Source organism: Tessaracoccus coleopterorum, from assembly GCF_011174705.1.
Taxonomy (GTDB): Bacteria; Actinomycetota; Actinomycetes; order Propionibacteriales; family Propionibacteriaceae; genus Arachnia; species Arachnia coleopterorum.
Map to the genome: position 1 here is coordinate 608911 of NZ_JAANIJ010000001.1, position 23774 is coordinate 632684.

Sequence of the window (23774 nt, forward strand, 5' to 3'; positions counted from 1 at the left end):
CGCTTCGACGTGGGGCGCAGACCGGGCTAGAATCGTGGGCGGACGAGACGGCCAGATGATCGCGGCTGGAAACAGCTGAGGAAAGTCCGGACTCCACAGAGCAGGGTGGTGGGTAACGCCCACCCGGGCAACCCGCGGGACAGTGCCACAGAAAACAGACCGCCTGGCGACAGGTAAGGGTGAAACGGTGGTGTAAGAGACCACCAGCACCCCAGGTGACTGGGTGGCTAGGTAAACCCCACTCGGAGCAAGACCAAGAAGGCCGACCCTAGGGTCGGCCGCGGACGCCGCTTGAGCGCTGCTCGCGCGAGGCGTTCGGGTAGGTTGCATGAGCCCATCGGCAACGGTGGGCCTCAGATAGATGATCATCCGTCGACAGAATCCGGCTTACCGGCCGTCTCGTCCCCCACTCCCGGCGCCGGCTCCCTGCTCTCCGCCCCCCCGGGACCCCTGGAAAAATCGGCCAGTGGCCCATTCTGGTCGGTCACGCTGGAAGTATCGGCCACCGACCCGACGCCCGGCCCCATCGCACCCCGGAAAAATCGGCCAGTAGCCCATTCTGGTCGGTCACGCTGAAAGTAACGGCCACCGTCCAGGCAGACCCAGGCGCACCGGCGTACCTACCCGTCACTCCGACGCGGCGCCCGGTCATGGTCGGCCAGTAACCCATTCCGGTCGGGCACCGCCGGAGAGATCAAGTCACCGCCCCTGGAGCAGCAGCCGGACGGACGCAACAGGGCACACCCTGTGGCGGAGAGCGGGAATGACGGGGTCAGTTGCCGATTCTTTCGGCCGGACCGACCAGAATGGGCTACTGGCCGATTTTTCCGGTTGGGTTCGGTGGTTCAGCGGCCGACACCCGTTCGACCCACTACTCCCGATCGGCTCGGCACCAGCGCACACCTCGGGGCACCCGGCGGCCCGCCTCAGACCGGTCAGTCGGCCCGCGAGACCTCGGCCCTGCCCTCAACCAGATCGACGGCGTCGATCCTGACCCGGACCTCCGTGCCGACGTCCTCGGCCCCGCCTCGACCCTCAACTCAACGGCCGGGTCGGCGATCTGGACCGTACCCGCCCCGTTCTTCGGGTTGACGTCCGTGATCACGCCGTCGAACACCTCACCCACCCGCGTCGACAGCACCAGTGCCTCTGCCAGGTCGACGACGCCGCGCTCGTAGGCGTTCGCGGAACGACTCGACTCCGCCATCTCCTCCGGCAGCACAGAAAGGCCGGCAACGGCCCAGTCCGGCACCGGCAGGCTGTTGAGCAGGCTGTGGCAGATCTCAAGCACGTAGCGATCCACCAGGCGCCGCAGCGGCGCCGTGGCATGCGCGTACGGCGCGGCGAGCGCGGCATGCTCGAGGTTTCCCTCGGGCAACTCGTGGTCAAAAGCCACATAGCCGGCGCCCCGGAAAAGCATGGTGCACTTCGTCAGCGCAGCGAGCTGGGCGGGCACCTCCGGGGAGAGCGACCGCACGAAGTCCGGGTAGCTCATCGCCTTCGGCCACTCGACTCCCAGCGCCCGCACGGAGCGACGCAGCTTGTCGATCGACCACTTCTCGGCCGGCGGCAGCGTGCGCAGGATCCCGACCCGCCCATCCAGCATCGTGCGGGCGGCGGCGAAGCCCGTCAGCAGCGAGATCTGCGCGTTCCAGGCCTCCACCGGGTCGAGCGACCTGAACGCCAGCTCCCAGGTGCCGTCACGTTCGACGATCTCCTGGTCGGGCAGGTTGAGCGACACGCCTCCCGCGCGATCTCCAGCCGCTCGCGCAGCCGCCCCACCTCGGGCAGCAATGCGATGCTGGGGTGCGCCGTCCCTTTGGTGAGGTCGTCCTGGGCACCCGCGTAGCTGAGCTTCGCCCGGCTCAGCACCATCGCCCGCGTGAGCGACACGTCGGCCAGCTCGCCCTCGGCGTCGAGGCGCAGCTCCCACAGCATGGCCGGGCGGGGTGTCCCGTCGGCGAGCAGGGAGGCGGCGCCCTCGCTCAGCACCTCTGGGTGCAGCGGGATCCGCGCGCCGGGTGCGTATTTCGTCTGGCCGCGACGGTGGGTCTCGGCCTCCAGCGCGGTGCCCGTCCGCACGAAGTGGCCGACGTCGGAGATCGCGTACCGCACAAGGTAACCGTCCCCGTCGCGTTCGATCTGCATCGCCTGATCGAGGTCGGTGGAGGCGGCGGGGTCGATCGTGACGAACTCGATGTCCGTCCGGTCGGTGTGGCCCGGCGCCGGGAGCGACGCCGCTTTCTGCGCGTCGGCCAGCACATCGGCGGGGAATGCCTTGGGCAGATCGAGCCGTTCCTGCAGCTGGCCCAGCCCCTCGCGGAGCTGCGTCGGCACGTCGTCCATCCCGATGTGTGCCACGGACATGTCAGAGACCCGACTCCGGGGTCCGCACCAGGATCCGGTCGCACTCGACGCAGCGCAGCACCTGGTTGGCCGGCGCGCGGCGGTAGGTGTCCAGGTCTGACGGCGTGAGCTGCAGCTGGCAGCCCCCGCAGCGGCCCGCCTTCAGCGGGGCCGCGCCGAGCCCGGACGAGGCCCGCATCTTCTCGTACAGCCTCACCAGGTCGGACGGCAGGCCTGCGGCGATCGGGCCGCGGGTCGTCACGAGGTCGGCCGACTCCCTGCGCAGCTTCTCGACGGCGACGTCACGGGCCGCGACCTCGTCACGCAGCCGCGTCTCCACCTCGGCCTTCTGCGTGGCGATCCTGTCGCGGTGCGACGTGGCCTCCTCGAGCTGGCCCATCACCTCGAGCTGGGCATCCTCCAGCTCGCCGATCCGACGGGTGAGGTGCGCAACCTCGTCGCTCAGCGAGCGCAGCACCTTCGGGTCGCTGATGGAGCCGTCGTCGACCCGCTGCTGGTCGCGCTCGAGCCGCGCCTTGACCGGGGCCAGGTCGGATTCTGCCTTATCCACCGCAACGGTCAGGTCGTCGACCTCGATGTTGGATGCGATCAGCTCGTCGGTGACGCCCTGCCGGGCCTCCATCAGAGCCGCGATCGCCTTGTGCTGGGGCAAGGTGCGGGCCGCGTGCTGCACCCGGGCGATCTCGGAATCGAGGTCGGCGAGGGTGAGCAGTGTGTGTTGAACTGCGGGTTCGGCGAGCATTCAGCAATCCTTTATCCAGTTGACGTGGGGACCACCCTACTAGCGCGCGGCGCCCTCACCGCATCAGAGCGCGAGACGGTCCTTCACCCGGGCAGCGAGCGACTCGGCGAGTTCCTGCGCCTTCTCCAGCGTGGGTGCCTCGACCATGACCCTGACGACCGGCTCCGTGCCCGATGGACGGAGCAGGACGCGTCCCCCGTTGCCGAGTTCCCGGGCCGCGGCGGTGACGGCCGACTGCACCTCGTTGTCGATGCCCGCCCGCAGCTTGTCGACGCCGCGCACGTTGATCACGACCTGCGGCAGCACCGTCATGACGGAGGCGAGGTCCTTCAGGGATCGCCCCGTGGAGAGCATCCGGGCGGCCAGGTGCAGGGCGGTCAGCGTGCCGTCGCCGGTGTTGGCGAACTCGGAGATGATGACGTGCCCCGACTGCTCGCCGCCGAGCGCGAAGCCGTTGGCATTCATCGACTCGAGAACGTACCGGTCACCGACCTTCGTCTGATCAACCCGGATGCCGTGTTCGCGCATCGCGTTGGTGAGGCCCAGGTTGCTCATCACGGTGGCGACCAACGTGTCGGAGTGCAGCCGGTGGTCCTCCTTCATGGCGATCGCCAGGATCGCGAGGATCTTGTCGCCGTCGACGAGGTGCCCCTCGGCGTCGACGGCGAGGCAGCGGTCGGCGTCGCCGTCGAGCGCGACACCGAGGTCGGCCCCTCCTGCACCACGCGCGCCTGGACCGCACCCATGTGGGTCGATCCGGCGTCGTCGTTGATGTTCCAGCCGTCGGGCTCGGCGTGGATCGCGATGATCTCTGCGCCGAGCGCCCGGAACGCCGCCAGAGCGGTGTCGTAGGCCGCGCCGTGTGCGCAGTCGACGACGACCTTGAGTCCCTCGAGCGTCGCGCCCTCACCGAGCGAGCCGACGAGGTGGTCCACGTACCGTGAGACGGCGGTGTAGTCGCTGCGCACCCGCCCGACCGCGCTGCCGGTGGGACGGTGCCACGTCTCGCCCATCCGGGCCTCGATGGCGTCCTCCAGGTAGTCGTCCAGCTTGACGCCGCCCTTGGAGAAGAACTTGATGCCGTTGTCCGGCATCGGGTTGTGGGACGCGGAAATCATCACGCCGAGGTCGGTCGCCAGGTCGTTGACGAGGTAGGCGACCGCGGGAGTGGGAACGACCCCGAGTCGGATCACGTCGACGCCTGCCGACGCGAGGCCTGCGACGACGGCGGCCTCCAGGAACTCGCCGCTCGCCCGCGGATCCCGCCCGACCACGGCCACGGGCCGGTGTCCGTTGAACGCGCCCGCCTCCCGAGGATGTGCGCCGCCGCAACCGAGAGGTTCAGCGCCAGTTCGGCGGTCAGTTCTTCATTCGCGACGCCACGGACGCCGTCGGTACCAAATAGTCGAGCCACGCACGCAACCATAGCCGAATCGCTCGCCCCGACTGAGCGGCCACATCCCCGGAAATGGCAAAAGCGCCCATCCGCGAACGGATGGGCGCCTCGGCCGAGGATCAGCGCTTGCTGTACTGCGGGCCTTGCGGGCCTTCTTGAGACCGGCCTTCTTACGCTCGATGATGCGGGCGTCACGGGTCAGCATGCCGGCCTTCTTGAGGGCGGCGCGCGAAGCGTCGGCGTCAACCTCGTTGAGGGCGCGGGCGACGCCGAGGCGAAGCGCACCGGCCTGGCCGGTCACGCCGCCACCGTCGATGCGGGCGATCACGTCGTAGGACCCGGCGACACCGGCGACCGCGAAGGGATCGCTCACGTGCTGCTGGTGCACCTTGTTCGGGAAGTAGTCCTCGAGGGTGCGGCCGTTGATCTTCCACGAACCGGAGCCCGGGACGATGCGGACGCGGGCGACGGCCTCCTTGCGGCGACCCGTGCCGTAGCCGGGGCCACGACGGCGGGCCGGACGTCCGCGCCGGCCGCAGCGGCCGGGTTGGAGTCGGAGCGGTAGGCGATCTCGCGGTCCTGGTCGTCGACGAAGGGGTGATCTCTTCTGCGACGGTCTCTTCGACGTTCTCAGTCATCTGGTTCTCACTCACTGGGCGATCTGGGTGATCTCGTAGGGCTGCGGCTTCTGCGCAGCGTGCGGGTGCTCAGGGCCGGCGTAGACCTTGAGCTTGCCGATCAGCTGACGGCTCAGCTTGTTCTTCGGCAGCATGCCCCACACGGCGCGCTCGACGGCCTTGCGAGGATCCTTCTCCAGCAGCTCACCGATGGAGATGGCCTTCAGACCACCCGGGCGACCCGAGTGCGAGTAACGCATCGACTTGGTGCTCTTGTTGCCGGTGACGGCAATCTTGGAGGCGTTGACGATGACGACGAAGTCGCCGCCGTCGATGTGGGGGCGTAGGTGGCCTTGTGCTTGCCCCGCAGCAGGGTCGCAGCGGCCACGGCGAGACGCCCGAGGACGATGTCCTCGGCGTCGATCACATGCCAGTTCCGGGCGATTTCGCCTGGCTTCGGGGTGTACGTAGACACGGAGGCAGACCAACTTCCATTCAATACAAAACAGTGTGCGATGCGCCGGAGGCGTCGACCGGGAGGTCGCACAGGCCACCCTGCGCGCAACAGCTACCTAGCTTAGTTCGGCATACGGCTCTGCGCAAAATCGACGGAGACCGCGGTAGCCCAGACAGATTATCGGAGGGTGGCCGCGGGGCGCAAAGTCGGAGCACTACGCTGAAGCATGGCCTCAAAGACGAGTTCCCAGATTGCCGTGACGTCGCCGGATGATGTACGCAACGTCGTACTCATCGGCGCCAGCGGCTCGGGCAAAACCACGCTGTTTGAACACCTCCTCCGAGCCCGCATCGAGGGCTACCGCGGGGAGAAAGACACCCCGGATCGCGGGGCGTCCCTGACCCTTGCGTCGATCCCGGCCATCGACGTGCAGATCAATCTCCTGGATGCGCCGGGGCATCCCGACTTCGTCGGCGAGCTCCGCGCGGGCCTCCGCGCGGCGGACGCGGCGATCTTTGTGATCGCGGCCGGCGACGACATCGACCCCACCACCGTCGCACTCTGGGAGGAATGCGGACAGGTGTCGATGCCCGCATCATCGCCATCACGAAGCTCGACCAGGGCCGCGCCACCTTCGACGACATGGTCGCCGCATGTGTCGCCACGTTCGGCGAGGGTGTGATCCCCGCCCTGATCCCGCTGGTGGACGACGGCGCCAACATCGGCAACCTCTCCCTGCTCAACAAGCGGGCACACGTCTACTCCAGCGGCACCCGCGTCGCCCGCGACGCGACGTCCGAGGAGATGGCCCTCATCGAGGAGAAGCGCGCGCCGCTCCTCGAGGCGATCATCACGGAGGTCCAGGACGACGACCTCATGGAGCGCTACCTCGAGGGCGAGGAGATCGCCGTCGACGAGGCCCATTCCGCCCTGCTGCGGGCCGTCACCGGCGCCCGCTTCTTCCCCGTGCTGCCCGCGCACACCACGAGCGACAAGGGCACCGAGGAACTGCTGCGCTGGATCGAGAAGGGCTTCCCTCCCCGTCCCTGCACCCCGTTCCGATGACCACCACCCCTGGCGGCGCCACCCTGCCGCAGGTCATGTGCGACCCCGACGCGCCTCTGGTCGCCCAGGTGATCCGCACCACATCCGACAGCTACGCGGGTAAGACGGCGCTTGTGCGCATCTTCGCCGGCCGGATCCGCCCGACGACGTCATCCACGTCTCAGGGCACCGCGAGCTGTTCGGCGCCGAACCCGATCCGTTGCACCCGGACCACGACGACGAAGAGCGGGTCGGACCGATCTCGGCGCCGGCCGGGCTGGAGTTCGTCACGCTGCGCGACGCCATCGCGGGCGAGATCGTCCTGGTGACGCGCCTCACCCGGGCCGAGACCGGCGACACGCTCTCTGCCCTCGATCGTCCCGCGCTGGTCGAGCCCTGGGAACTGCCCACCCCGCTGCTGCCGGTGGCGCTCACCGCCCCGACCCGGGCCGACTCGGACAAGCTGACGGCGGCGCTCCACAGGCTCTCGGTGGAGGATGCCACGATCCGCCTCGAGCGCAACGCCGAGACCGAGCAGCAGGTGCTGTGGGTGATGGGTCAGGCGCAGAAGGACCTCATCTTGTCGCACCTGCGCGACAAGTTGTCGCTCAAGGTCGTAGAGGAGGACGTGCGGGTCCCGCTCCGGGAGACCTTCCTCACGCCGGTCAAGGGCCTCGGCCGCAACGTCAAGCAGTCGGGCGGCCACGGCCAGTACGCGGTGTGCAACGTCGAGGTGACGCCGCTGGGGCGCGGGCCGGCTTCGAGTTCGTCGACAAGGTGGTGGGCGGGGCCGTGCCCGCGCCTACATCGCCTCTGTCGAGAAGGGCCTCACCCAGCAGATGGCGCACGGCACCCGCTTCGGCGTCCCACCGTCGACATCCGCGTCACGCTGTACGACGGCAAGTCCCACTCCGTCGACTCCTCCGACATGGCCTTCCAGGTCTCCGGGCAGCTGGCCCTGCGTGACGCCGCCGAGAAGGGCAGCGTCGGGGTCCTGGAGCCTGTCGACCGCGTGAAGGTGCGCATCGCGGACTCCTACCTGGGCGCCGTCCTGACCGACCTCGGCTCCCGCCGGGCCCAGGTCCAGGGGAGCGACCTCGACGGTGTCGGTCACGCGACCGTCGAGGCCCTCGTGCCGCAGATCGAGCTGGTCAGCTACCCGATCGATCTGCGCGGGCTCGCGCAGGGCACCGGGTCGTTCAGCCGCGAGTTCAGCGGCTACGAGCTGATGCCCGAGGAACTCTGGCCGGCCCGGTAGGCCAGGACGGCGTCGAGTAGCGCGTCCGCCACGACGCGCTTCGACCCCGCAGCGTCGGCAACCACCTCGTCGGATCGGTCGATCACGACGAGGTGGTTGTCGTCTGCCTCGAATCCCTTGTGCCAGCCGACCTCGTTGACGGCGAGCAGGTCGGAGCCCTTGCGACGACGCTTGCGACGACCCCGTTCGAGGAGCTCCTCCCCCTGCCCCGTCTCAGCGGCAAACCCGACGATGGTCTGGCCCTCGCGTCCCTGTTCGACGAGGCCCTTCAGGATGTCGGGGTTCTCCACGAGCGCGATCGAGGCGATGCCACCGTCCTCCTTCGTCAGCTTGCCGTCGGCCATGACGGCGGGGCGGAAGTCGGCGACGGCGGCCGCCATCACAACCACGTCCGCTTCGGCCGCGAACCGGCCCATGACCGCGGCGAGGTCCGCCGCGGTGGCGGCGGGTGTCACCTCGACGGCGCCGCCCGCGGCCGCCAGCACGGCGGCCTCGACATTCGACGCCGCCAGAAGCACGCGGGCCCGCGCGCGGCGGCGGCAGCGGCGATGGCGACGCCCTGCTTCCCGCTCGAGCGGTTGCCGAGGTAGCGCACCGGATCGATCGGTTCCCTGGTCCCGCCTGCCGACACGGCAACCGTCAGCCCGCCAGGTCGCCGGTGGTTCCCAGCAGTTCGCCGATCCGGGCGTGGATCGCCTCGGGCTCGCTCATCCTTCCCGGCCCGGAGTCCCCGCCGGTGAGCGGGCCGTCGTCCGGCCCGATGACGTGGACGCCGCGGGCCCTGAGCGTGGCCATGTTCGCCACGGTCGCCGGGTGGCCCCACATCTCGGTGTGCATGGCGGGCGCCACGAGCACGGGGGCGCGGGTGGCGAGCAGGGTGGTGCCGAGGAGGTCGGACGCGAGACCGGCGGCCATCGACGCGAGGGTGTTGGCGGTGGCCGGCGCGACGACGACGAGGTCGGCCTGCTGCCCCAGCGCCACGTGCCGTACGCGGGGCACGTCATCGTGCACCGACGTGGTGACGGGGTTGCGGCTGATCGCCTCCCAGGTGGGCTGCCCCACGAACCTCAGCGCGTCCCCGGTGGGACGACGTGTACCTCGTGTCCGTCCCGATCAGGAGCCGGACCAGCTGGACGGCCTTGTAGGCGGCGATGCCGCCGGTGACACCCACGACTATGAACATGGCCACGATTGTTGCACCGCGGTACGCTGCGCGGCATGTGCACCGTCGTACTTCGCGTCCCGGAACCCGGCCGGGGCGACGTCCGCATCCTCGCCCTACGCGACGAGGACCCGGACCGGCCGTGGCGGCCGCTCGGCGCGTGGTGGCCGGAGCGACCCGGGGTGCGCGGGGTCCTCGACGAGCTGGCCGGCGGCGCCTGGCTGGCGCACGACGACCGCAGGCTCGCCGTTCTGCTCAACAGGGCGGGCGGATCGACGGCGGCCGTGCCTGCCTCGCGCGGCTCGCTTGTGCTCGACTCGGTCGCCGGGCGGCCGCTGCCGGATCCGCTGACGACGCTCGGCTTCAACCTGGTGGCGGTCGACGCCACCTCCGTCGTCGTGACGTCGTGGGAGTCCGGTCAGCCGCGCAGGGTGACGCTGACGCCGGGCACCCACATGATCGCCCACGATGACGTCGATGACCCGCACACCGCGCGGGTCGCGGCCTGGCTCGATGCGTTCGCGGCCACGCCCACCGAGGGCGACACCTGGTGGGAGGGTGGCTCGACGTGCTCGAGGCCACCACCTCGGTCGGCAACCTCGACGACAGGGCGCTCGTGCGGGACAACCGCCCGCACGGGTTCCCGACGCAGACCCTGCTGGTGTGCCTCGCGAGCGTCGGTGCAGACGGCGCAACCGCCGAGATGGTGACGCTGGATCGACCCGGCGTCTGGAACGACCTGGGTCTCAGAGGACCCCGCCGGAGTTGACGATCTGCTTGCCGAACGGGAAGCAGGTCACGGGGATCATCTTCAGGCTCACCCACGCGTTGGCGATGCCGACGATGGTCAGCGTCTGCGCGAGCGCGGTCAGCACGTGGATCAGCGCGAGCCACCATCCGGCGATGACGAACCAGATGCCGTTCATGATCGCGGAGCCCGCTCCCGCATTGGGGCGCTTGACGACGGACTTGCCGAACGGCCACAGCACGTAACGGGCCATCCGGAATGACGCGATGCCCACCGGGATGGTGACCACCAGGATGCAGGCAAGGATGCCCGCCACGAAGTAGCCGAGCGCCAGCCAGAAGCCGCCGAGGACCACCCAGATCAGGTTGAGTACGGTTCGCATGTGTTTCGCCCTTCCCGAGAAACAACAGTGCCCAGTGTAGAGAGCGGCGCCAACACCCGGGCGACACCTCCCGACTTCCCCGTTACCCTGATGGGATGGATCCGCTCCCACCGCGCCTGCACCGCGATGTCGTCAGCTTCGTGCGGCGCAGCACCCGCATGAATGAGTCGCAGATGAAGGCCTGGGACCGCCACCACGACACCTTCGTGATCGAGGTTCCGCACGCCGAGCTCTCCACCTCCATCTCGCCTGACGCACGGGTCGACTGGGCCGCCGAGTTCGGCCGCACCGCGCCCCTGATCGTCGAGATCGGCTCCGGCGCCGGCGACTCCCTCGTCCCGATGGCGGAGGGCGCAGGGACGCCGACGTGATCGCCTTCGAGGTGTTCGAACCCGCGGTCGCCTCCACGCTCAGCAGGATCGCCCGACATGATCTCGACAACGTGCGCATCGTGGTGGCCGACGGCTCCCAGGGCCTCGCGCGGCTGTTCGACGACGGTGCCGTCTCCGAGCTCTGGACGTTCTTCGCCGACCCGTGGCACAAGAAGCGTCACCACAAGCGGCGCCTGATCGGGCACGACTTCGCAGACGTCGTCGCCGACAAGCTCGCGCCCGGCGGGCTGTGGCGGCTCGCGACCGACTGGGAGGATTACGCCCTCTGGATGCGTGAGCACCTCGACGCCGCTCCCAGGCTGGAGAACGTCCACGGCGGTTGGGCCCCCGGCTCGAGGAGCGCCCCGTCACCAAGTACGAGCGCCGCGGCCTCGACGCGGGCCGCACCGTCTACGACCTCACCTACCGGAGGGTCGATGCGCCTCAGGATTGACCTCGCCTATGACGGCACCGACTTCCACGGCTGGGCCACCCAGCCGGGGTTGCGCACCGTGCAGGGCGTTCTGGAGCAGTGGATCGGTCAGGTGCTGCGGCTCCCGGAGACCCGACGCTGGTGGTTGCCGGCCGCACCGACGCGGGCGTGCACGCGCGGGCTCAGGTGTGCCACGTCGACCTGGACGTCGACGCCGATCCATCGTCCGACCTCGAGCGGCGGCTGCGCCGGGTGTTGCCCCACGACGTCGCCGTCCGCGGGGTCGGCCTCGCCCCGAAGGGTTCGATGCCCGCTTCTCCGCCACCTGGCGGCGCTACTGCTACCGGCTGATCGAGGAGGGCGGCTTCCCCGATCCGCTGCTGCGCGGGCACATCGCGCGCCTACCGTTCCGGCTCGACCCCGCCACCCTCAACGCCGCCACCGCCACCGTCACCGGGCTGCGCGACTTCGCGCCCTTCTGCAAGCCGCGCGACGGCGCCACCACGATCCGGGAGCTGCGCGAGCTCGAGGCCGTGCGCCGACCCGACGGCGTCGTCGAGATCTGGCTGCAGGCCGACGCCTTCTGCCACTCGATGGTCCGTTCGCTGGTCGGGCCCTCACCGCCGTCGGTGGGGGCGCCGCGACCTGGCGTGGCTGGAGTCCGTGGCAGCCAGCCCGACCCGTCACTCCGATGTCCTGGTGATGCCCGCCAACGGCCTGACCCTCGAGGCCGTCGGATACCCCGCAGACGATCTGCTCGCCGAGCGCGCCGGGCAGGCCCGCAACGTTCGAACCCTGGAGGACACGTGAGTCACTACTTCGAGACCCCGACGATCCGCTCGTCACCGGCGAGTTCACGGCCACCATTTTCGGGCGGGAGCTGACGTTCACCACCGCCCCCGGGTGTTCTCCGGTTCCCGCCTCGATCTGGGTACCTCGGTGCTGCTGCGCGAGATCGACCCCCGGTCGGCGGCCGCGTGCTGGATCTCGGCTGCGGGGTCGGCACGATCGCCGTCGGGTTGGCGCTCGCGTCGCCCGAGGTGTGCGTCGACGCCGTCGACGTCAACGAGCGCGCCGTGCAGCTGACGAACCTGAACGCGGCCCGGCATGCCGTCGCCGACCGGGTCCACGCGCTGACGCCCGACGCGGTGCCCACCGACCGGCGCTACGACGAGATCTGGTCGAACCCACCGATCCGCATCGGCAAGGACGCGCTGCACGAACTCCTGCTCACGTGGCTGGCGCGGCTGAACCCCGGCGGCTGCGCGTACCTGGTGGTCGGAAGGAACCTGGGTGGCGACTCGCTGCAGCGGTGGCTGACCGATCAGGGCCATCCCACCGAGCGGTTGGCCTCGGCGAAGGGTTTCCGGGTCCTGCGGGCCAACAAGCTGAAGTAGTCGCCACTCCGCCAAGACCGGTCCGGTGTCTCCTCCGGCCCGGACGCGACCGTCACTCCGGTCACCCTGCGCGACGGTTCCCCGCGCCACTTCCCACGGCACGCGACGACCCCGCGAACAAGTTGAAGCAGTAACTATTTTGGGGCCTAGGATGGATGGGTCCGTGCGCCACGACCGGCGCGAGCCCATCAGAAGGAGTCAGCCATGACCTACACCCTCCCGGATCTCCCCTACGACTACAGCGCGCTCGCTCCCCACATCGCTCCCGAGATCATGGAGCTGCATCACAGCAAGCACCACGCCGCCTACGTCGCCGGCGCCAACGCCGCGCTGGAGCAGCTGGCGGAGGCCCGCGAGTCGGGCAACCTCGGCGCAGTCAACAAGCTGGAGAAGGATCTGGCCTTCCACCTCGGCGGCCATATCAACCACTCCGTGTTCTGGAAGAACATGTCGCCCGACGGCGGCGGCGAGCCCACCGGTGACGTCGCCGAGGCCATCGGCGAGTTCTTCGGCTCCTTCGACGGTTTCAAGAAGCAGTTCAACGCCGTCGCCAACGGCATCCAGGGCTCCGGCTGGTCCATGCTCGTCTGGGACACGCTGGGCCAGCGCCTGAACATCAACCAGCTGTTCGACCAGCAGGGCAACCTTCCCGTCGGTCAGCTGCCCATCCTGCAGCTCGACATGTGGGAGCACGCCTTCTACCTGCAGTACAAGAACGTGAAGGGCGACTACGTCAACGCTTGGTGGAACGTCGTCAACTGGGACGATGTCGCCGCGCGCCTCGCCGCTGCGAAGGCCTCCGGCCTGAGCTACTGAGCCGACCGATTGCGCGGGGCTCCCGGGAATTCCCGGGGCCCCGCTTCATGAAGTGCCAGTTGCCGAGGTAGATGGCGGTCCATGCCACGTCAGAGGCGGCGGCCGTGCGGCGGAACAGCGGCATGAAGACGGTGGCGTAGATCGGCACGCCGAGCAGCACGAGGGTCGCGGCAGGCAGCAGCCACTTGAAACTGCGCTGCCAGAACCGGGCGAACCGGGGCCTGCCGAGGCGTTGCGTGTCGCGCAGCAGGCCGGCGGTGACGAGGTAGCCCGAGAGGACGAGGAAGACGTCCACGCCCGCGAACCCGAGGCCGGTGTAGGGACGCTCAGGTGGAACGCGATGACCAGCCCGACGGCGATGGTGCGGAGCCCGTCGAGGTGGGCACCTGGCTGGGGGCTGCGGCACGCTGTGAGTCCATCCTCCGTGCGGTGGATCCCCCGTCAACGGTCTGCGGCGCGGAGGAGACCGCTGAGCACCCGCTGTGCCACCCGGTCGCCGTAGACGCGGATGTCGACGTGCGTCCCGTCCCAGCGGTAGGGACCGTCGACATCCACGTCGTTGCAGGCCGCCGGCCTGCCCGGCACGGTCGGTTCGGGGTCGAGGCACAGCAGTGGATCCATGTCGAGGGTCCGGACCCGGTCATCCTGCTCGGCGAGCCGGGTCACGATCTCGTTGCGGCGCCGCCGGTACTCGTCATGGTCCAACATCTGAGCGTGGATCTTGTAACAGTGCTCGGGCGTGCAGCGATCCACCAGGACTGATCCCGGGCGCTCGGTGAGCCCGATGACCAGGTGCGCCCCGCCGGCGGTCAGCCGGCCGACGGTGGAGGCCAGCTCCCGTTCGTAGACCTGCCAGAACTCGTCGGCATCGGGCCCGACCAGCCGCCCGTCGACCCAGCGCTGCTGCGTCTCGTAGCGGGACCACCAGAAGACGGTCTCGGGCTGGAACAGGTCGATCCGCTCCTGTTGGGTGGCTGCGAGGCTGCGACAGTCGCCGGGTCCCTCGTGGTCGGGGTTTCGGGGTCCTGCATCTCGATGGCAAGCGGTGGGCATCCGCCCGTGCGACGTGATCGATGGCCACGTCCTGCTGCCTGGCCGCCCGGTCGAGGGGCTCCATCAGTCCGAGGGCACCGAGTCCCCGACGACCAGGACGCGCCGGCCGTGGACCAGGGCGATGCTGTTGTGCAGCACGGCGGCCCAGGAGACGAAGAAGACCATGACCGCCAGCACCGCCGCGGCCACCCGGCGCGGGGTGAACCACGCGCTGAGGCCGCCCGAACGGATGGGCTGCTCGATCAGGTGGTAGCTGAGGATCGAACAGGCGAGCATGCCGATCAGTACGCCCACGGCCCGCACCGGGCGGAAGTCGTCATGGTGCGCGACGCCGAGCCAGACGGCCCACGGCCAATGCCACAGATAGAGGCCGTAGGAGATCCGGCCGAGGTAAGGCAGTGGCCCCCAGGCCAGGACTCCGCCGAGCAGGGCACCCGGGCTGGTTACCAGGACGCCGATCAGCAGGGCGGTGCCGATGCTGAGCAGCAGGGCACCTCCGAGGAAGTAGAACCGGCTCGGCCCCCGATCAGCGGCAGCATCCCGATGACCAGTACCGCGCCCAGCACGCTGAGGATGCGCTGGTGACGCGAGAACCAGCCCCGCGCCCGGGGCCGGTCAGGATGATGGCCAGCAGCGCCCCAGGAGAGGTTCGAAGGCCTTTGAGTCGGTGCCGAGGTAGGCGCGGTCGGTCGCTTCCGGGCGGTAGAGGATCACAAGCAGGCAGAGCGAGACGATGACGCAGGCGACCACCACGGCGCCGAGCAGCCGCCGGAACCCCAGCCGCCCGCAAACCTTCGCCCGGCGACCCAGGCCACTCCGCCCAGCAGCAGGGGCCACACGAGATAGAACTGCTCCTCCACCGCCAGCGACCACATGTGGAGCAGAGAGGAAGGCACGCCGTCAGAGTTGAAGTAACTGTCCGCCCCCATGAAATGCCAGTTGCCGAGGTAGAGGGCCGTCCACATCACGTCCTCCGCTGCGGCCGTGCGGCGGAAAAGGGCAGCACCGTCGAGTCATAGATCAGCACCACGAGCAGGACCACCGAGGCTGCCGGCAGCAACCGCCTGAACCGCCGCTGCCAGAACAACGTGAACCGGGGCCGCCCGTGGGTGTCGACGTCACGCAGAAGGCCGGCGGTGATGAGGTAGCCGGACAGCACGAAGAATATGTCGACCCCGGCGAACCCCGGTGCAAGGTACGGGACGCTCAGGTGGAACGCGACGACCAGACCCACCGCGAAGGTGCGCACACCGTCGAGGCTCGGGACAAAACTGGTGGGGTTGGCGCTGGATTCCATCCGGGCAGACTTTACCGCCGGCCCGGTCAGGCGGCCCCGGCGGCGGGGTTGACCCGCTCGTGGTAGACCCACCCTGCCACCGGGCGGCGACCCAGCCAGGCCCGCCAGGCCTCGACGACGACGAAGGGAACCAGCGCGGCCCCCACCGCCCACCGGGTGACGGCGCGCAACGGTAGCTCGGCGGTGACCGGCACGAAGGGCGGCGCGCCAGCGCGGCTGCCGAGGGAGGAGGCACAGGCGTCGAGCCAACGCCCGCCGAGGCTGACCTTCACCCAGCTGTGCCCGCTCAGCCACCACGGGAACCCGAAGCCGCGGACGCGGGCCGCATGCACCAGCCGGACCTCGAAGCCGAGCGCGGCCAGCACCTCGGCGAGCACGGTGTTGTACTGGTGCGACCAGCCGTGGTGGGCGCGCAGCGACGCGTGCGGCGTCCAGGCCAGGTGCCACAGTGAGTGGTAGGGGTAGGCGGCCGCGACGGTGCGCACGGCCTCGTCGGCCAGTTCCCGGCCGGTGGCCCCGTGGCCCGGCAGGCCTCGGCCAGCCCGCGACGGTGTCGGGCCCGGCAAGGCGAACGGCCCCCGGCCGCTTCACCCACAGCGGCAGCAGCGCCGCGGCCCCGAGCAGGGAGGTGAACAGGAGTCGCTTCATCGGGCAACCTTCCGTGGGTGGCGGACGAATCCGTTCAGCGACCGGTAGGGCACCTCGTCGGCGAGGCGTTCATGCAGCGCCAGCATCTGGTCGACGGTGCGGCGCCACGGGTACTGCTCGGCGCGCCGTCTGGCGGCGACACGTTGGTCGGGTCCGAGCCGAGGGATCAACGCCTCGACGGCGTCGGCCAGGGCGGCCGGGTTCGGATCCCCCGCGGCCCCCGCGCTCGCATCAACCAGTTCATGGGCGCCGCCCCGGTTGGACGTCACCACGGGCGTACCGCAGGCGAGCGCCTCGAGCACGGCGAGCCCGAAGGTCTCCGCGGGGCAGACCGACAAGGAGATGTCGGCCGCGGCTATCCCGGCGGCGACCTGCTCGCGGCCCGCGACGAAGCCTTGGAAGAACACGGGCGCGTCACCGGCGATGGCCTGGAGTTCGGCCTTGTCCGGGCCGGTGCCGTACAGGTCGAGCCGCACCCTGTGGCCGCGACGGTGCAGTTCGACGACTGTCGCGACGGCCAGCTGCGGGCTCTTCTCGTGGGAGAGCCGTCCGACGTAGCAGAACTTGAGGACCCCGTCGTCGACCGGTGCGCCCGCGTCGGGATGGAAGGTTGTGAGGTCCACGCCGAGCGGCACGAGGTTGAGGGAGGCACCTGTGTCGGCGAACTCGTCGGCCGCGTACCTGCTCGTCACCACCACCGAGTCGAAGCTCTTGGAGAGGCGCCGGTTGAGCGCGCCCACGGCGGTCTCGACACCGAACGAGCGGCGGGCCCACATGGCGAGCATGTCGGAGAGCCGTTCGTGGCTGAACAGCACCGATCCGACGCTGCGCTTCTTCGCCCACCGCGCCGCGGGCGACAGGGTCCACTTGTCGGAGACCTCAATGTTGGTGGGGCGGAAACGGTCGAGCACGTCGAGGACGCGCCACGGTTGGAAGATCATCCGGTACTGCTCGCTGACCTTCGGTGCCCTCACGGAGACGAGGATGCCTGCCTCCGTCTCGGTCACCTCGTCCCTGGCGCCGGGCGACACGAAGATCCTGGTGTGGCCCGCATCGACGTAGCCCCGGCCGAGGGTCTCGATGACCACCTTCATCCCGCCCGAGGTGGGGCCGACGAAGTTGGCCAGTTGGGCGATGCGCATGGCCCTATTCAACCAGAGCACAGAAAGGGTGCCGGGGTGGAGCCGCCCGCTCCACCCCGGCACGTCCGTGGGTATCCCGCTAGTCGCGCTGTTTCGCGAGCACAGCCCGCTGCAGCAGCACGAAGGCGAGCAGGATCGCGCCGGTGATGATCGTGGTCGCCTCGGGCGGCACGCTGCCGTCGCGGGTGATCAGCACGTTCATCAGGCCGAGCACGAGGGCTCCGATCACGGAGCCGAGCACGTAGCCGACGCCGCCGGTCAGGAGGGTGCCGCCGATGACGGTGGCCGCGATCGCGTCGAGCTCCCAGCCGATGCCGGTGATGTTCTGCGCAATGCCGAGGCGGGCCGTGTAGACCACGCTCGCGACGCCCGCGAGGAGGCCGCTGATCACGTAGACCCACATCTTGGTGGCGTGCACGGGCAGGCCCATCAGGGCGGCCGACGGCTCCGAGCCGCCGATCGCGTAGACGGTGCGGCCGGTGCGGGTGCGGTGCAGGACGAACCAGGCCACCGCGACCACGACGACGGCGATGATGACGCCGGGCGTGATCACCAGGTCGTTGACCTTCGGCCCGTCGACGAGCTTGAACTGGGTGGCGAGCACCCGGATCGGGGAATCATCGGCGAGCCGCTCAGGCACGGTGCTGAGCATGGAGGCCAGGCCGCGCGCCAGGAACATCATCGACAGGGTCGCGATGAAGGGCTGCACGTTGAAGTACTGGATCAGTACGCCTGAGACCAGGCCGAATGCGCCACCGATGAGAATCATCAGCACCACCACGAGCCAGGCGTTCCAGCCCGAGTTGATCAGCAACACACCCGCCACCGAGGTGAAGGCGATGACGGCTCCGACCGAGAGGTCGATGCCTCCGGTCAGGATCACGAACGTGAGGCCGACGGCGAGGATGATCAGGTGCGAGTTGTTGATGAGCAGGTTGGAGACGGTGTTCATCTGGACGATGCGCCCGTAGGCGACCTCGCCGTAGATCACCATGCCGATGAAGATGACGACGGCGGCGAGGGTGGGTAGTACGTCGAGCCGGAGCTTCATGCGGTCCAGGAACGAGGGCTTCATCTGTTCTGCGGTCGCGAGGCTCATGCTGCCACCTCTTCCTTCTTCTCCTGCGCGACCGGGGTCGCCTTCCTGCGCTTGAACGCCTCGCGGATCCGGTCCGACTGCAGCAGACACAGGATCACGATGACGATGGCCTTGAATGCGGGGTGGCGGAACTCGAGATGCCGAGGAACACGACCGTCTTGTCGAGCGTCGCGATCAGCAGTGCGCCGATCGTGGCGCCCGTGATGTTGAACTTGCCGCCTGCCAGCGACGTGCCGCCGATGACGACCGCCAGAATGGCGTCCATCTCGAGTTGGTCGCCCGTGCGGGAGATGTCGACCGTCATGACGCTCGCGGTGGCGAAGATGCCTGCGATGCCCGCCATCAGGCCGCTGATCGCGTAGACCGCCAGCAGCAGCCCACGCCGGTTGACGCCGGCCAGGCGCGCGGCCATCGGGTCCATGCCGATGGCCTCGATCATCAGGCCGAGCGCGCTGCGGCGCACCAGCAGCCCCACGACGATCACGATCGCCAACGCGATGAGGAACACGACCGGCAGGCCTAACACGTAGCCGTTGGCGATCCAGCGGAACGTGCCGTTCGTGGCGGCGGTGTTCTGGCCGCTGGTGATGACCTTCGCGATGCCGCGGCCGGCCATCATCATGACGAGCGTCGAGATGAACGGCTGGAGCCCCACCACGGAGACGAGGAATCCGTTGAAGAGGCCGAGCACGATGCTGATGGCCAGCGCGAGGACGAGCGCGGTCATGGCGGCGCCGAAGGTGTCGGGCGCGGTGGAGAGGAACTGCATCGCCACGGCGCCTGCCACCACCATGACGGATCCGACCGACAGGTCGATGCCGCTTGTCGCGATCACGATGCACATGCCCACGGCGATCATCATGATGGGGCAGCGGCCCGGAGGATGTCGATCACGTTGCCGACGAGGGCACCGTTGGTCGGGTTGTACGAGATGGCCAGGTAGGCCGGGTTCTTGATCGAGTTCACGATCAGCAGCAGGACGATCGCGACGATCCCCAGAAATACTGGCGGCGCACCAGATTGGCGAGCATGCCGCCACTGTTGACGCTCATTTACCTGACCTCCTCAGCGGTGGCGTGCGCCGGAACCGGCTCGCCGTGGGCCTCGAGGCCCTCCCGCGCGATGATGTTGACGATGGATTCCGCCGTGACATCCGGGCCGTTGACCAGCTCGGCGATCTTGCGGTGATCCTTGAGTACCACGATCCGGTCGCAGAGGCGGACGACTTCCTCAAGCTCGGACGAGATGAACACGACGCTGACCCCCGCGGCGGCGAGCTCGAGGACCCGCTCCTGGATCTCGGCCTTGGCGCCGATGTCGATGCCACGGGTCGGCTCGTCGAGGATCAGGATCTCCGGGCTGGTGGCGAGCCAGCGTCCGAGCAGCACCTTCTGCTGGTTGCCACCGGAGAGGTTGCGGATCGCCTTGTCGGGGTCCGCCGGGCGGACGTTGAGTTCGCTGATGTACTTGCTGACGAGCTCATCGACCTCCTTGCGCGGGAGCGGACGGGCCCAGCCACGCTTCGCCTGGACGCCGAGGATGATGTTCTCACGGACGGTGAGGTCGCGGATGATGCCCTCGTCGCGGCGGTTCTCGCTGGAGAAGGCGATGCGGTGCTTCAGACCAGCGGCGGGCGTCTTCACGTCGACGGCCGCACCGGCGATCGCCACCTCACCGGTCTCGGGCCTGTCCGCGCCGTAGATCAGGCGTGCGAGCTCGGTGCGGCCGGAGCCGAGCAGGCCCGCGATGCCGACAACCTCGCCACGACGCAACTCGAGATCGACCGGTTCGATGGCGCCCTTGCGGCCGATGCCGGTGGCCCGGTAGATCACCTCGGCGTCGCCGTGGCGGCGGGCCTCGCGGCCGGAGTCAAGGCTCTGCAGCGAGGCGATGTCCTTGCCGATCATCTTGGCGATCAGGCTTGCCCGGTCGAGGTCGCGGGTGAGGTACTCGCCCACGAAGCCGCCGTTGCGCAGCACCGTGAGGCGGTCGCTGATCGCATACACCTGGTCCAGGAAGTGGGAGACGAAGAGGATGGCGACACCCTCGTCGCGGAGGCGTCGCATGACCGTGAAGAGCTGCTCAACCTCGGCCGAGTCGAGGCTCGAGGTGGGCTCATCCAGGATCAGGACCTTGGCGTTTGTGACCATGGAGCGGCTGATGGCGACCAGTTGCTGCATCGCGAGCGAGAGCGACTTCAGCGGGCCTTCGGGTTCAGGTGCCCGAGGCCGAGCTTCCCTAGCGCCTCGCGGGCCTGCTCGTGGGTCGCCTTCCAGTTGATACCGATCGGCCCTTCACCTCGTGCCCGAGCATGACGTTCTCGCCGATGGTCAGGTTGGTGCAGAGGTTCACCTCCTGGTAGACCGTCGAGATGCCCGCGGCCTGCGCGTCGGCCGTGCCTCCGAGGTGGAGTTCCCGGCCGTTGATGAGGATCCGACCCTCATCGATCTTGTACACGCCCGTGAGCGCCTTGATCAGTGTCGATTTGCCGGCGCCATTCTCACCCATCAGGGTGTGAACCTCGCCCGGCAGAAGCCGGAAGTTCACGCCGTCGAGGGCCTTGACGCCGGGGAACGAGATCGAGATGTTCTCCATCTCGACCAGTGGTAGCGACTCCATCATCGCCGTCTCCCTAGCTGTGGTTGTGGTGGGTGGGCCGTCACGGCCCCACCCACCGCGATCTGCGTTAGCTGCGGATCAGAACTTGCGATCCGGAAGGGCGGTCTTGGCCGCCTCCGGGGAGTCGAACGTGGCGCTCGGCACGATGATGTAGGACTCGACGTCCTCGCCTGCGAGCGCCTTCTTCACGACATCGAGGGCCGTCTCACCGAAGAGCGGGTTGTACTCGGCGACGAAGCTGAGCTTGCCTGCGGCGAGGGCCTCGAGCGCGCCCTTGGTGCCGTCGATGGTGGCGATCTTGACGTCGACACCCGGGTCAGGCCGGCCTCCTCGACCGCCTGGACGGCGCCGAGGCCCATCTCGTCGTTCTGGGCGAACACGATCTGGACGTCGTTGTTGTTCGACTTGAGGACGGTCTCGAAGACGCTCTTGGCCTCCTCGGTCGACCAGTTGGCGGTCTGCGAGCCGAGGCTCTTGAAGGCGGCGTTGGCCGAGATGACCTCATTCCAACCCTCGTTGCGCTCGTTCACGACGGAGACGCCCGCCGGGCCCTCGAGGACGAAGAAGTTGCCGCCCTCGGGGAAGGTCTCAACGGCCCAGTTCGCAACGGAGGTCGAGACCTCCTTGTTGTTGGGGGCGATGCGGGTGACGTACAGGGAGCTGTCGTCGGGCTCGATGCCACGGTCGATCAGGATGACCGGGATCTCGGCCTCCTGCGCACGCTTCAGCGAGTCCTCCCAGCCGGAGCCCTCGGTGGCAGACAGCAGGATGACGTCAACGCCCTCGTCCACGAACGACGTGAAGGCATCGATCTGCGACTTCTGGTCGAGCTTGGCGGCGGGCGCGTACTTCAGATCGAAACCCGCATCCTTGGTGAAGGTGTCCTGGATGTTCTGCTCGTTGGCCTTGCGCCACGCACCCTCGGGCCGACGGCCACGAAGCCGATGGTGGTCAGGTCTCCCCCGGCGGTGCTCTCGCCACCACCGGTCTCACCCCCACCACAGGCGGTGAGACCCAGCGCAAGGGCGCTGGCGGCAAGGACGCCGAGGGACTGCGTGATACGACGCTTCACGGACATGTGTTCTCCTCCTCGAGATGCTGCCCGACGGCGGCGCCTACTGTCTGAGGAGGCTGCCCGGGCGGTGATGCAGTTGGACGCGTTATTGCGTTACGGAGGATGTTACCGGGAACATTTCCCGGTAACAAGCCGGGTCACCCAATCAACCCGTAACGATTTGGTCACGATGGGCGCTGGACCCTTCCCGAGGTGCGTCTAGTCGTCGTCTGCGCCGTCGGCGGCGATCATCTCGACGATGGAGTCGACCGAGACGCCGGGCCCGTTGCTGACCTCACCGATCTTGGCCCGGTCCTTCAGCACCACGATGCGGTCGCTCATCCGCACCACCTCGCTGAACTCCGACGAGATGAAGACCACGGCCATGCCCTGATCGACCAACGTCGCGATCTTGCGCTGGAGATCGACCTTTGCGGCGATGTCGATCCCCCGGGTCGGTTCATCGAGCACCATCACGAGCGGCCGGGTCGCGAACAGCCGCGCGAGCATCACCTTCTGCTGGGCCCCTCCCGACAGGTATCGGGCGGGCATGTTCACGGGCACGGCGCCTATCCCGAAGTTCTCCATCGACCAGGTGACCAGTTCCTGGCGCTCCCGCCTCGACACCGGGTGGCGCCACCCGCGAAGAGCCTGCAGCCCGATCACGATGTTGTCCGCGACGGACAGGTCACCGAGGATGCCCAACTCGGCCCGTTGCTCGGTCGAGGCGACGACCCGGTGCTGGAGCGCGTCTCCCGGCCCGGACAGCCGCACCGGTCTCCCCTCGATCAGCAGTTCACCGTCGTCGGGTCTGGCGATGCCTGTGATGAGGGCGGCCAGTTCGGTGCGCCCGGATCCCCGCAACCCGGCGAGGCCCACGATCTCACCGCGGTAGAGGCTCAGGTCGATGGGCTCGACGACGCCGTTCTGAGCCAGTTCCCGGGCCTCCAGCACGGGATCACCCTCCGGTTCCTGGTGGTGGGCGCGGCGCTCGGAGCCGATACGGCGCAGCGCCTCGACGTCACCGCCGAGCATCGTGGAGATCAACTCGGCCCGGTCGGTGTCGCCGGTCATGAACTCCCCCACCACGCGGCCGTCGCGTAGCACGGTCATCCGGTCGCTGATCGCGAAGGCCTGCTCGAGGAAGTGGGACACGAACACGATCGCGACACCACGCTCCCTGAGGCCCCTGATGATCCCGAAGAGCCGCTGCACATCGGCCTCGGCCAGACTCGAGGTCGGTTCGTCGAGGAGCAGCACGCGGGGTTGTCGACCATGGCCCTGGCGATCGCCACCAGTTGTTGGGCTGCGGGCTTCAGGGTGTCGAGCCGCACCTTGAGGTTGAGATCATCGAGCCCCAGGCTCGCAAGGATCCCGGCCGCCCGCTCCCGGGTGGCCGCCCAGTTGATGCCGAACCTCCCCCGCACCTCGTGGCCGAGCATCACATTCTCGACCACGTTGAGCTTGGGGCCGAGGTGGATGTCCTGGAACACGGTGGCGATGCCCGCAGCCTGACTCGCCGCCGGATTGGCGATGCTGATGGGGCTGCCGCCGAGCATCACCTCGCCCCGGTTGTGGGGCACACGCCGTTGAGCACCTTGATGACCGTCGACTTGCCCGCGCCGTTCTCTCCCATCAGGGCATGGACCTCGCCGGGTACAGCGCGACGTCA

26 protein-coding genes, 1 other RNA gene and 7 pseudogenes are annotated in these 23774 nt (G+C 68.8%); 10 read left to right on the forward strand and 24 right to left on the reverse strand.

The window, feature by feature from the left end; all coding sequences use genetic code 11:
• Nucleotides 1-43: 43 nt before the first annotated feature.
• An RNA gene (gene rnpB, locus G7085_RS03900) (RNase P RNA component class A) lies at nucleotides 44-406 on the forward strand.
• Between the two features lie 465 nt (nucleotides 407-871).
• On the opposite strand, the gene G7085_RS31985 is transcribed toward rnpB, so the two are convergent.
• From G7085_RS31985 to rplM, 6 genes and pseudogenes are all read right to left on the reverse strand, one after another.
• Nucleotides 872-1741 carry a hypothetical protein gene (locus G7085_RS31985; RefSeq protein WP_331715454.1) on the reverse strand — a complete coding sequence of 290 codons (870 nt, stop codon included), beginning with the start codon at nucleotides 1739-1741 and terminating at the stop codon, nucleotides 872-874.
• Nucleotides 1630-2361 (reverse strand): RNB domain-containing ribonuclease, encoded by a 732-nt coding sequence (locus tag G7085_RS23890; protein WP_331715455.1) that lies wholly within the window; start codon nucleotides 2359-2361, stop codon nucleotides 1630-1632. Before G7085_RS23890 ends, G7085_RS31985 begins: the two co-directional genes overlap by 112 nt.
• 7 nt (nucleotides 2362-2368) lie before the next feature.
• Nucleotides 2369-3109 (reverse strand): zinc ribbon domain-containing protein, encoded by a 741-nt coding sequence (locus G7085_RS03910; protein ID WP_197510036.1) that lies wholly within the window; start codon nucleotides 3107-3109, stop codon nucleotides 2369-2371.
• Between the two features lie 63 nt (nucleotides 3110-3172).
• Nucleotides 3173-4523: pseudogene (gene glmM / locus G7085_RS29380) on the reverse strand (phosphoglucosamine mutase).
• A gap of 101 nt (nucleotides 4524-4624) precedes the next feature.
• Nucleotides 4625-5143 (reverse strand): annotated as a pseudogene (gene rpsI, locus G7085_RS03920) (30S ribosomal protein S9).
• Between the two features lie 11 nt (nucleotides 5144-5154).
• Nucleotides 5155-5597: pseudogene (rplM, locus tag G7085_RS03925) on the reverse strand (50S ribosomal protein L13).
• Between the two features lie 208 nt (nucleotides 5598-5805).
• On the opposite strand from rplM, the gene G7085_RS23910 reads away from it, so the two are divergent.
• Genes G7085_RS23910 through G7085_RS23925 form a run of 4 tightly spaced genes read left to right on the forward strand, consistent with a single transcriptional unit; the run spans nucleotide 5806 to nucleotide 7881 of the window.
• Nucleotides 5806-6261, forward strand: coding sequence for a GTP-binding protein (locus tag G7085_RS23910; protein WP_231979198.1), 456 nt, complete (start codon nucleotides 5806-5808; stop codon nucleotides 6259-6261).
• Nucleotides 6150-6644, forward strand: coding sequence for a hypothetical protein (locus G7085_RS23915; protein WP_231979199.1), 495 nt, complete (start codon nucleotides 6150-6152; stop codon nucleotides 6642-6644). Before G7085_RS23910 ends, G7085_RS23915 begins: the two co-directional genes overlap by 112 nt.
• Entirely contained in the window at nucleotides 6641-6952 is a 312-nt protein-coding gene (locus G7085_RS23920) for a hypothetical protein (RefSeq protein WP_231980812.1), read from the forward strand. Before G7085_RS23915 ends, G7085_RS23920 begins: the two co-directional genes overlap by 4 nt.
• A complete protein-coding gene (locus G7085_RS23925) occupies nucleotides 6949-7881 on the forward strand; it encodes a hypothetical protein (protein ID WP_331715456.1) in 933 nt (310 codons plus the stop codon). Before G7085_RS23920 ends, G7085_RS23925 begins: the two co-directional genes overlap by 4 nt.
• On the opposite strand, the pseudogene G7085_RS36195 reads toward G7085_RS23925, so the two are convergent.
• Together G7085_RS36195 and G7085_RS36200 are read right to left on the reverse strand one after the other, a co-directional pair.
• Nucleotides 7842-8512, reverse strand: a pseudogene (locus G7085_RS36195) (phosphopantothenoylcysteine decarboxylase domain-containing protein). The gene G7085_RS23925 and the pseudogene G7085_RS36195 sit on opposite strands and share 40 nt — an antisense overlap.
• Before the next feature lie 8 nt (nucleotides 8513-8520).
• Nucleotides 8521-8943 carry a flavoprotein gene (locus G7085_RS36200; protein ID WP_331715458.1) on the reverse strand — a complete coding sequence of 141 codons (423 nt, stop codon included), beginning with the start codon at nucleotides 8941-8943 and terminating at the stop codon, nucleotides 8521-8523.
• Nucleotides 8944-9072: 129 nt separating this feature from the next.
• Here G7085_RS36200 and G7085_RS03940 point away from each other — a divergent pair, with 129 nt between their 5' ends.
• The gene (locus G7085_RS03940) at nucleotides 9073-9753 is read left to right on the forward strand and encodes an NRDE family protein (protein WP_197510037.1); all 681 of its coding nucleotides are present in this window, start codon (nucleotides 9073-9075) and stop codon (nucleotides 9751-9753) included.
• Nucleotides 9754-9789: 36 nt separating this feature from the next.
• Here the strand turns inward: G7085_RS03940 and G7085_RS03945 are convergent, their stop codons facing one another.
• A complete protein-coding gene (locus G7085_RS03945; RefSeq protein ID WP_197510038.1) occupies nucleotides 9790-10173 on the reverse strand; it encodes a YccF domain-containing protein in 384 nt (127 codons plus the stop codon).
• A 158-nt stretch (nucleotides 10174-10331) separates the two neighbouring features.
• On the opposite strand from G7085_RS03945, the pseudogene trmB reads away from it, so the two are divergent.
• From trmB to G7085_RS03965, 4 genes and pseudogenes are all read left to right on the forward strand, one after another.
• A pseudogene (gene trmB, locus G7085_RS03950) lies at nucleotides 10332-10998 on the forward strand (tRNA (guanosine(46)-N7)-methyltransferase TrmB).
• A pseudogene (gene truA / locus G7085_RS03955) lies at nucleotides 10982-11787 on the forward strand (tRNA pseudouridine(38-40) synthase TruA). The pseudogenes trmB and truA overlap by 17 nt, the downstream one beginning before the upstream one ends.
• A 167-nt stretch (nucleotides 11788-11954) precedes the next feature.
• Entirely contained in the window at nucleotides 11955-12374 is a 420-nt protein-coding gene (locus G7085_RS03960) for a class I SAM-dependent methyltransferase (protein ID WP_331715459.1), read from the forward strand.
• Between the two features lie 204 nt (nucleotides 12375-12578).
• Nucleotides 12579-13190, forward strand: coding sequence for a superoxide dismutase (locus tag G7085_RS03965; protein ID WP_197510039.1), 612 nt, complete (start codon nucleotides 12579-12581; stop codon nucleotides 13188-13190).
• Here G7085_RS03965 and G7085_RS03970 read toward each other — a convergent pair.
• The 15 genes and pseudogenes from G7085_RS03970 to G7085_RS04035 all read right to left on the reverse strand — a co-directional run bounded on the left by G7085_RS03970 (nucleotide 13129) and on the right by G7085_RS04035 (nucleotide 23738).
• Nucleotides 13129-13596, reverse strand: a complete 468-nt coding sequence (locus tag G7085_RS03970) for an acyltransferase (RefSeq protein WP_197510040.1) — start codon at nucleotides 13594-13596, stop codon at nucleotides 13129-13131. The two genes, G7085_RS03965 and G7085_RS03970, sit on opposite strands and share 62 nt — an antisense overlap.
• 35 nt (nucleotides 13597-13631) lie before the next feature.
• Entirely contained in the window at nucleotides 13632-14243 is a 612-nt protein-coding gene (locus G7085_RS03975) for an SGNH hydrolase domain-containing protein (RefSeq protein WP_197510041.1), read from the reverse strand.
• Nucleotides 14244-14306: 63 nt separating this feature from the next.
• On the reverse strand, nucleotides 14307-14546 hold the full coding sequence (locus G7085_RS03980) for a hypothetical protein (RefSeq protein WP_197510042.1): 240 nt from the start codon (nucleotides 14544-14546) through the stop codon (nucleotides 14307-14309).
• Nucleotides 14547-14953: 407 nt separating this feature from the next.
• Nucleotides 14954-15208, reverse strand: coding sequence for a hypothetical protein (locus tag G7085_RS03985; RefSeq protein WP_197510043.1), 255 nt, complete (start codon nucleotides 15206-15208; stop codon nucleotides 14954-14956).
• A complete protein-coding gene (locus G7085_RS03990; protein ID WP_197510044.1) occupies nucleotides 15208-15540 on the reverse strand; it encodes an acyltransferase family protein in 333 nt (110 codons plus the stop codon). The genes G7085_RS03985 and G7085_RS03990 overlap by 1 nt, the downstream gene beginning before the upstream one ends.
• Nucleotides 15541-15566: 26 nt before the next feature.
• Nucleotides 15567-16106, reverse strand: a complete 540-nt coding sequence (locus G7085_RS03995; RefSeq protein WP_197510045.1) for a hypothetical protein — start codon at nucleotides 16104-16106, stop codon at nucleotides 15567-15569.
• Between the two features lie 78 nt (nucleotides 16107-16184).
• A complete protein-coding gene (locus G7085_RS04000) occupies nucleotides 16185-17330 on the reverse strand; it encodes a glycosyltransferase (RefSeq protein WP_197510046.1) in 1146 nt (381 codons plus the stop codon).
• A gap of 79 nt (nucleotides 17331-17409) precedes the next feature.
• Entirely contained in the window at nucleotides 17410-18429 is a 1020-nt protein-coding gene (locus G7085_RS04005; protein WP_197510047.1) for an ABC transporter permease, read from the reverse strand.
• A gap of 94 nt (nucleotides 18430-18523) precedes the next feature.
• Entirely contained in the window at nucleotides 18524-19291 is a 768-nt protein-coding gene (locus G7085_RS04010) for an ABC transporter permease (RefSeq protein ID WP_197510048.1), read from the reverse strand.
• Between the two features lie 190 nt (nucleotides 19292-19481).
• Nucleotides 19482-20609 (reverse strand): sugar ABC transporter ATP-binding protein, encoded by a 1128-nt coding sequence (locus tag G7085_RS23940; RefSeq protein ID WP_269451764.1) that lies wholly within the window; start codon nucleotides 20607-20609, stop codon nucleotides 19482-19484.
• 58 nt (nucleotides 20610-20667) lie between these two features.
• Nucleotides 20668-21024 carry an ATP-binding cassette domain-containing protein gene (locus G7085_RS23945; protein ID WP_269451765.1) on the reverse strand — a complete coding sequence of 119 codons (357 nt, stop codon included), beginning with the start codon at nucleotides 21022-21024 and terminating at the stop codon, nucleotides 20668-20670.
• A gap of 209 nt (nucleotides 21025-21233) precedes the next feature.
• Nucleotides 21234-21938 (reverse strand): substrate-binding domain-containing protein, encoded by a 705-nt coding sequence (locus G7085_RS04020; protein ID WP_197512723.1) that lies wholly within the window; start codon nucleotides 21936-21938, stop codon nucleotides 21234-21236.
• On the reverse strand, nucleotides 21899-22126 hold the full coding sequence (locus G7085_RS04025; RefSeq protein WP_197510049.1) for a hypothetical protein: 228 nt from the start codon (nucleotides 22124-22126) through the stop codon (nucleotides 21899-21901). Before G7085_RS04025 ends, G7085_RS04020 begins: the two co-directional genes overlap by 40 nt.
• Before the next feature lie 195 nt (nucleotides 22127-22321).
• Nucleotides 22322-23257: an ATP-binding cassette domain-containing protein gene (locus tag G7085_RS04030; protein WP_197510050.1), complete on the reverse strand. Its 936-nt coding sequence runs from the start codon at nucleotides 23255-23257 to the stop codon at nucleotides 22322-22324.
• Nucleotides 23212-23738: pseudogene (locus G7085_RS04035) on the reverse strand (ATP-binding cassette domain-containing protein). The gene G7085_RS04030 and the pseudogene G7085_RS04035 overlap by 46 nt, the downstream one beginning before the upstream one ends.
• Nucleotides 23739-23774: the final 36 nt, after the last annotated feature.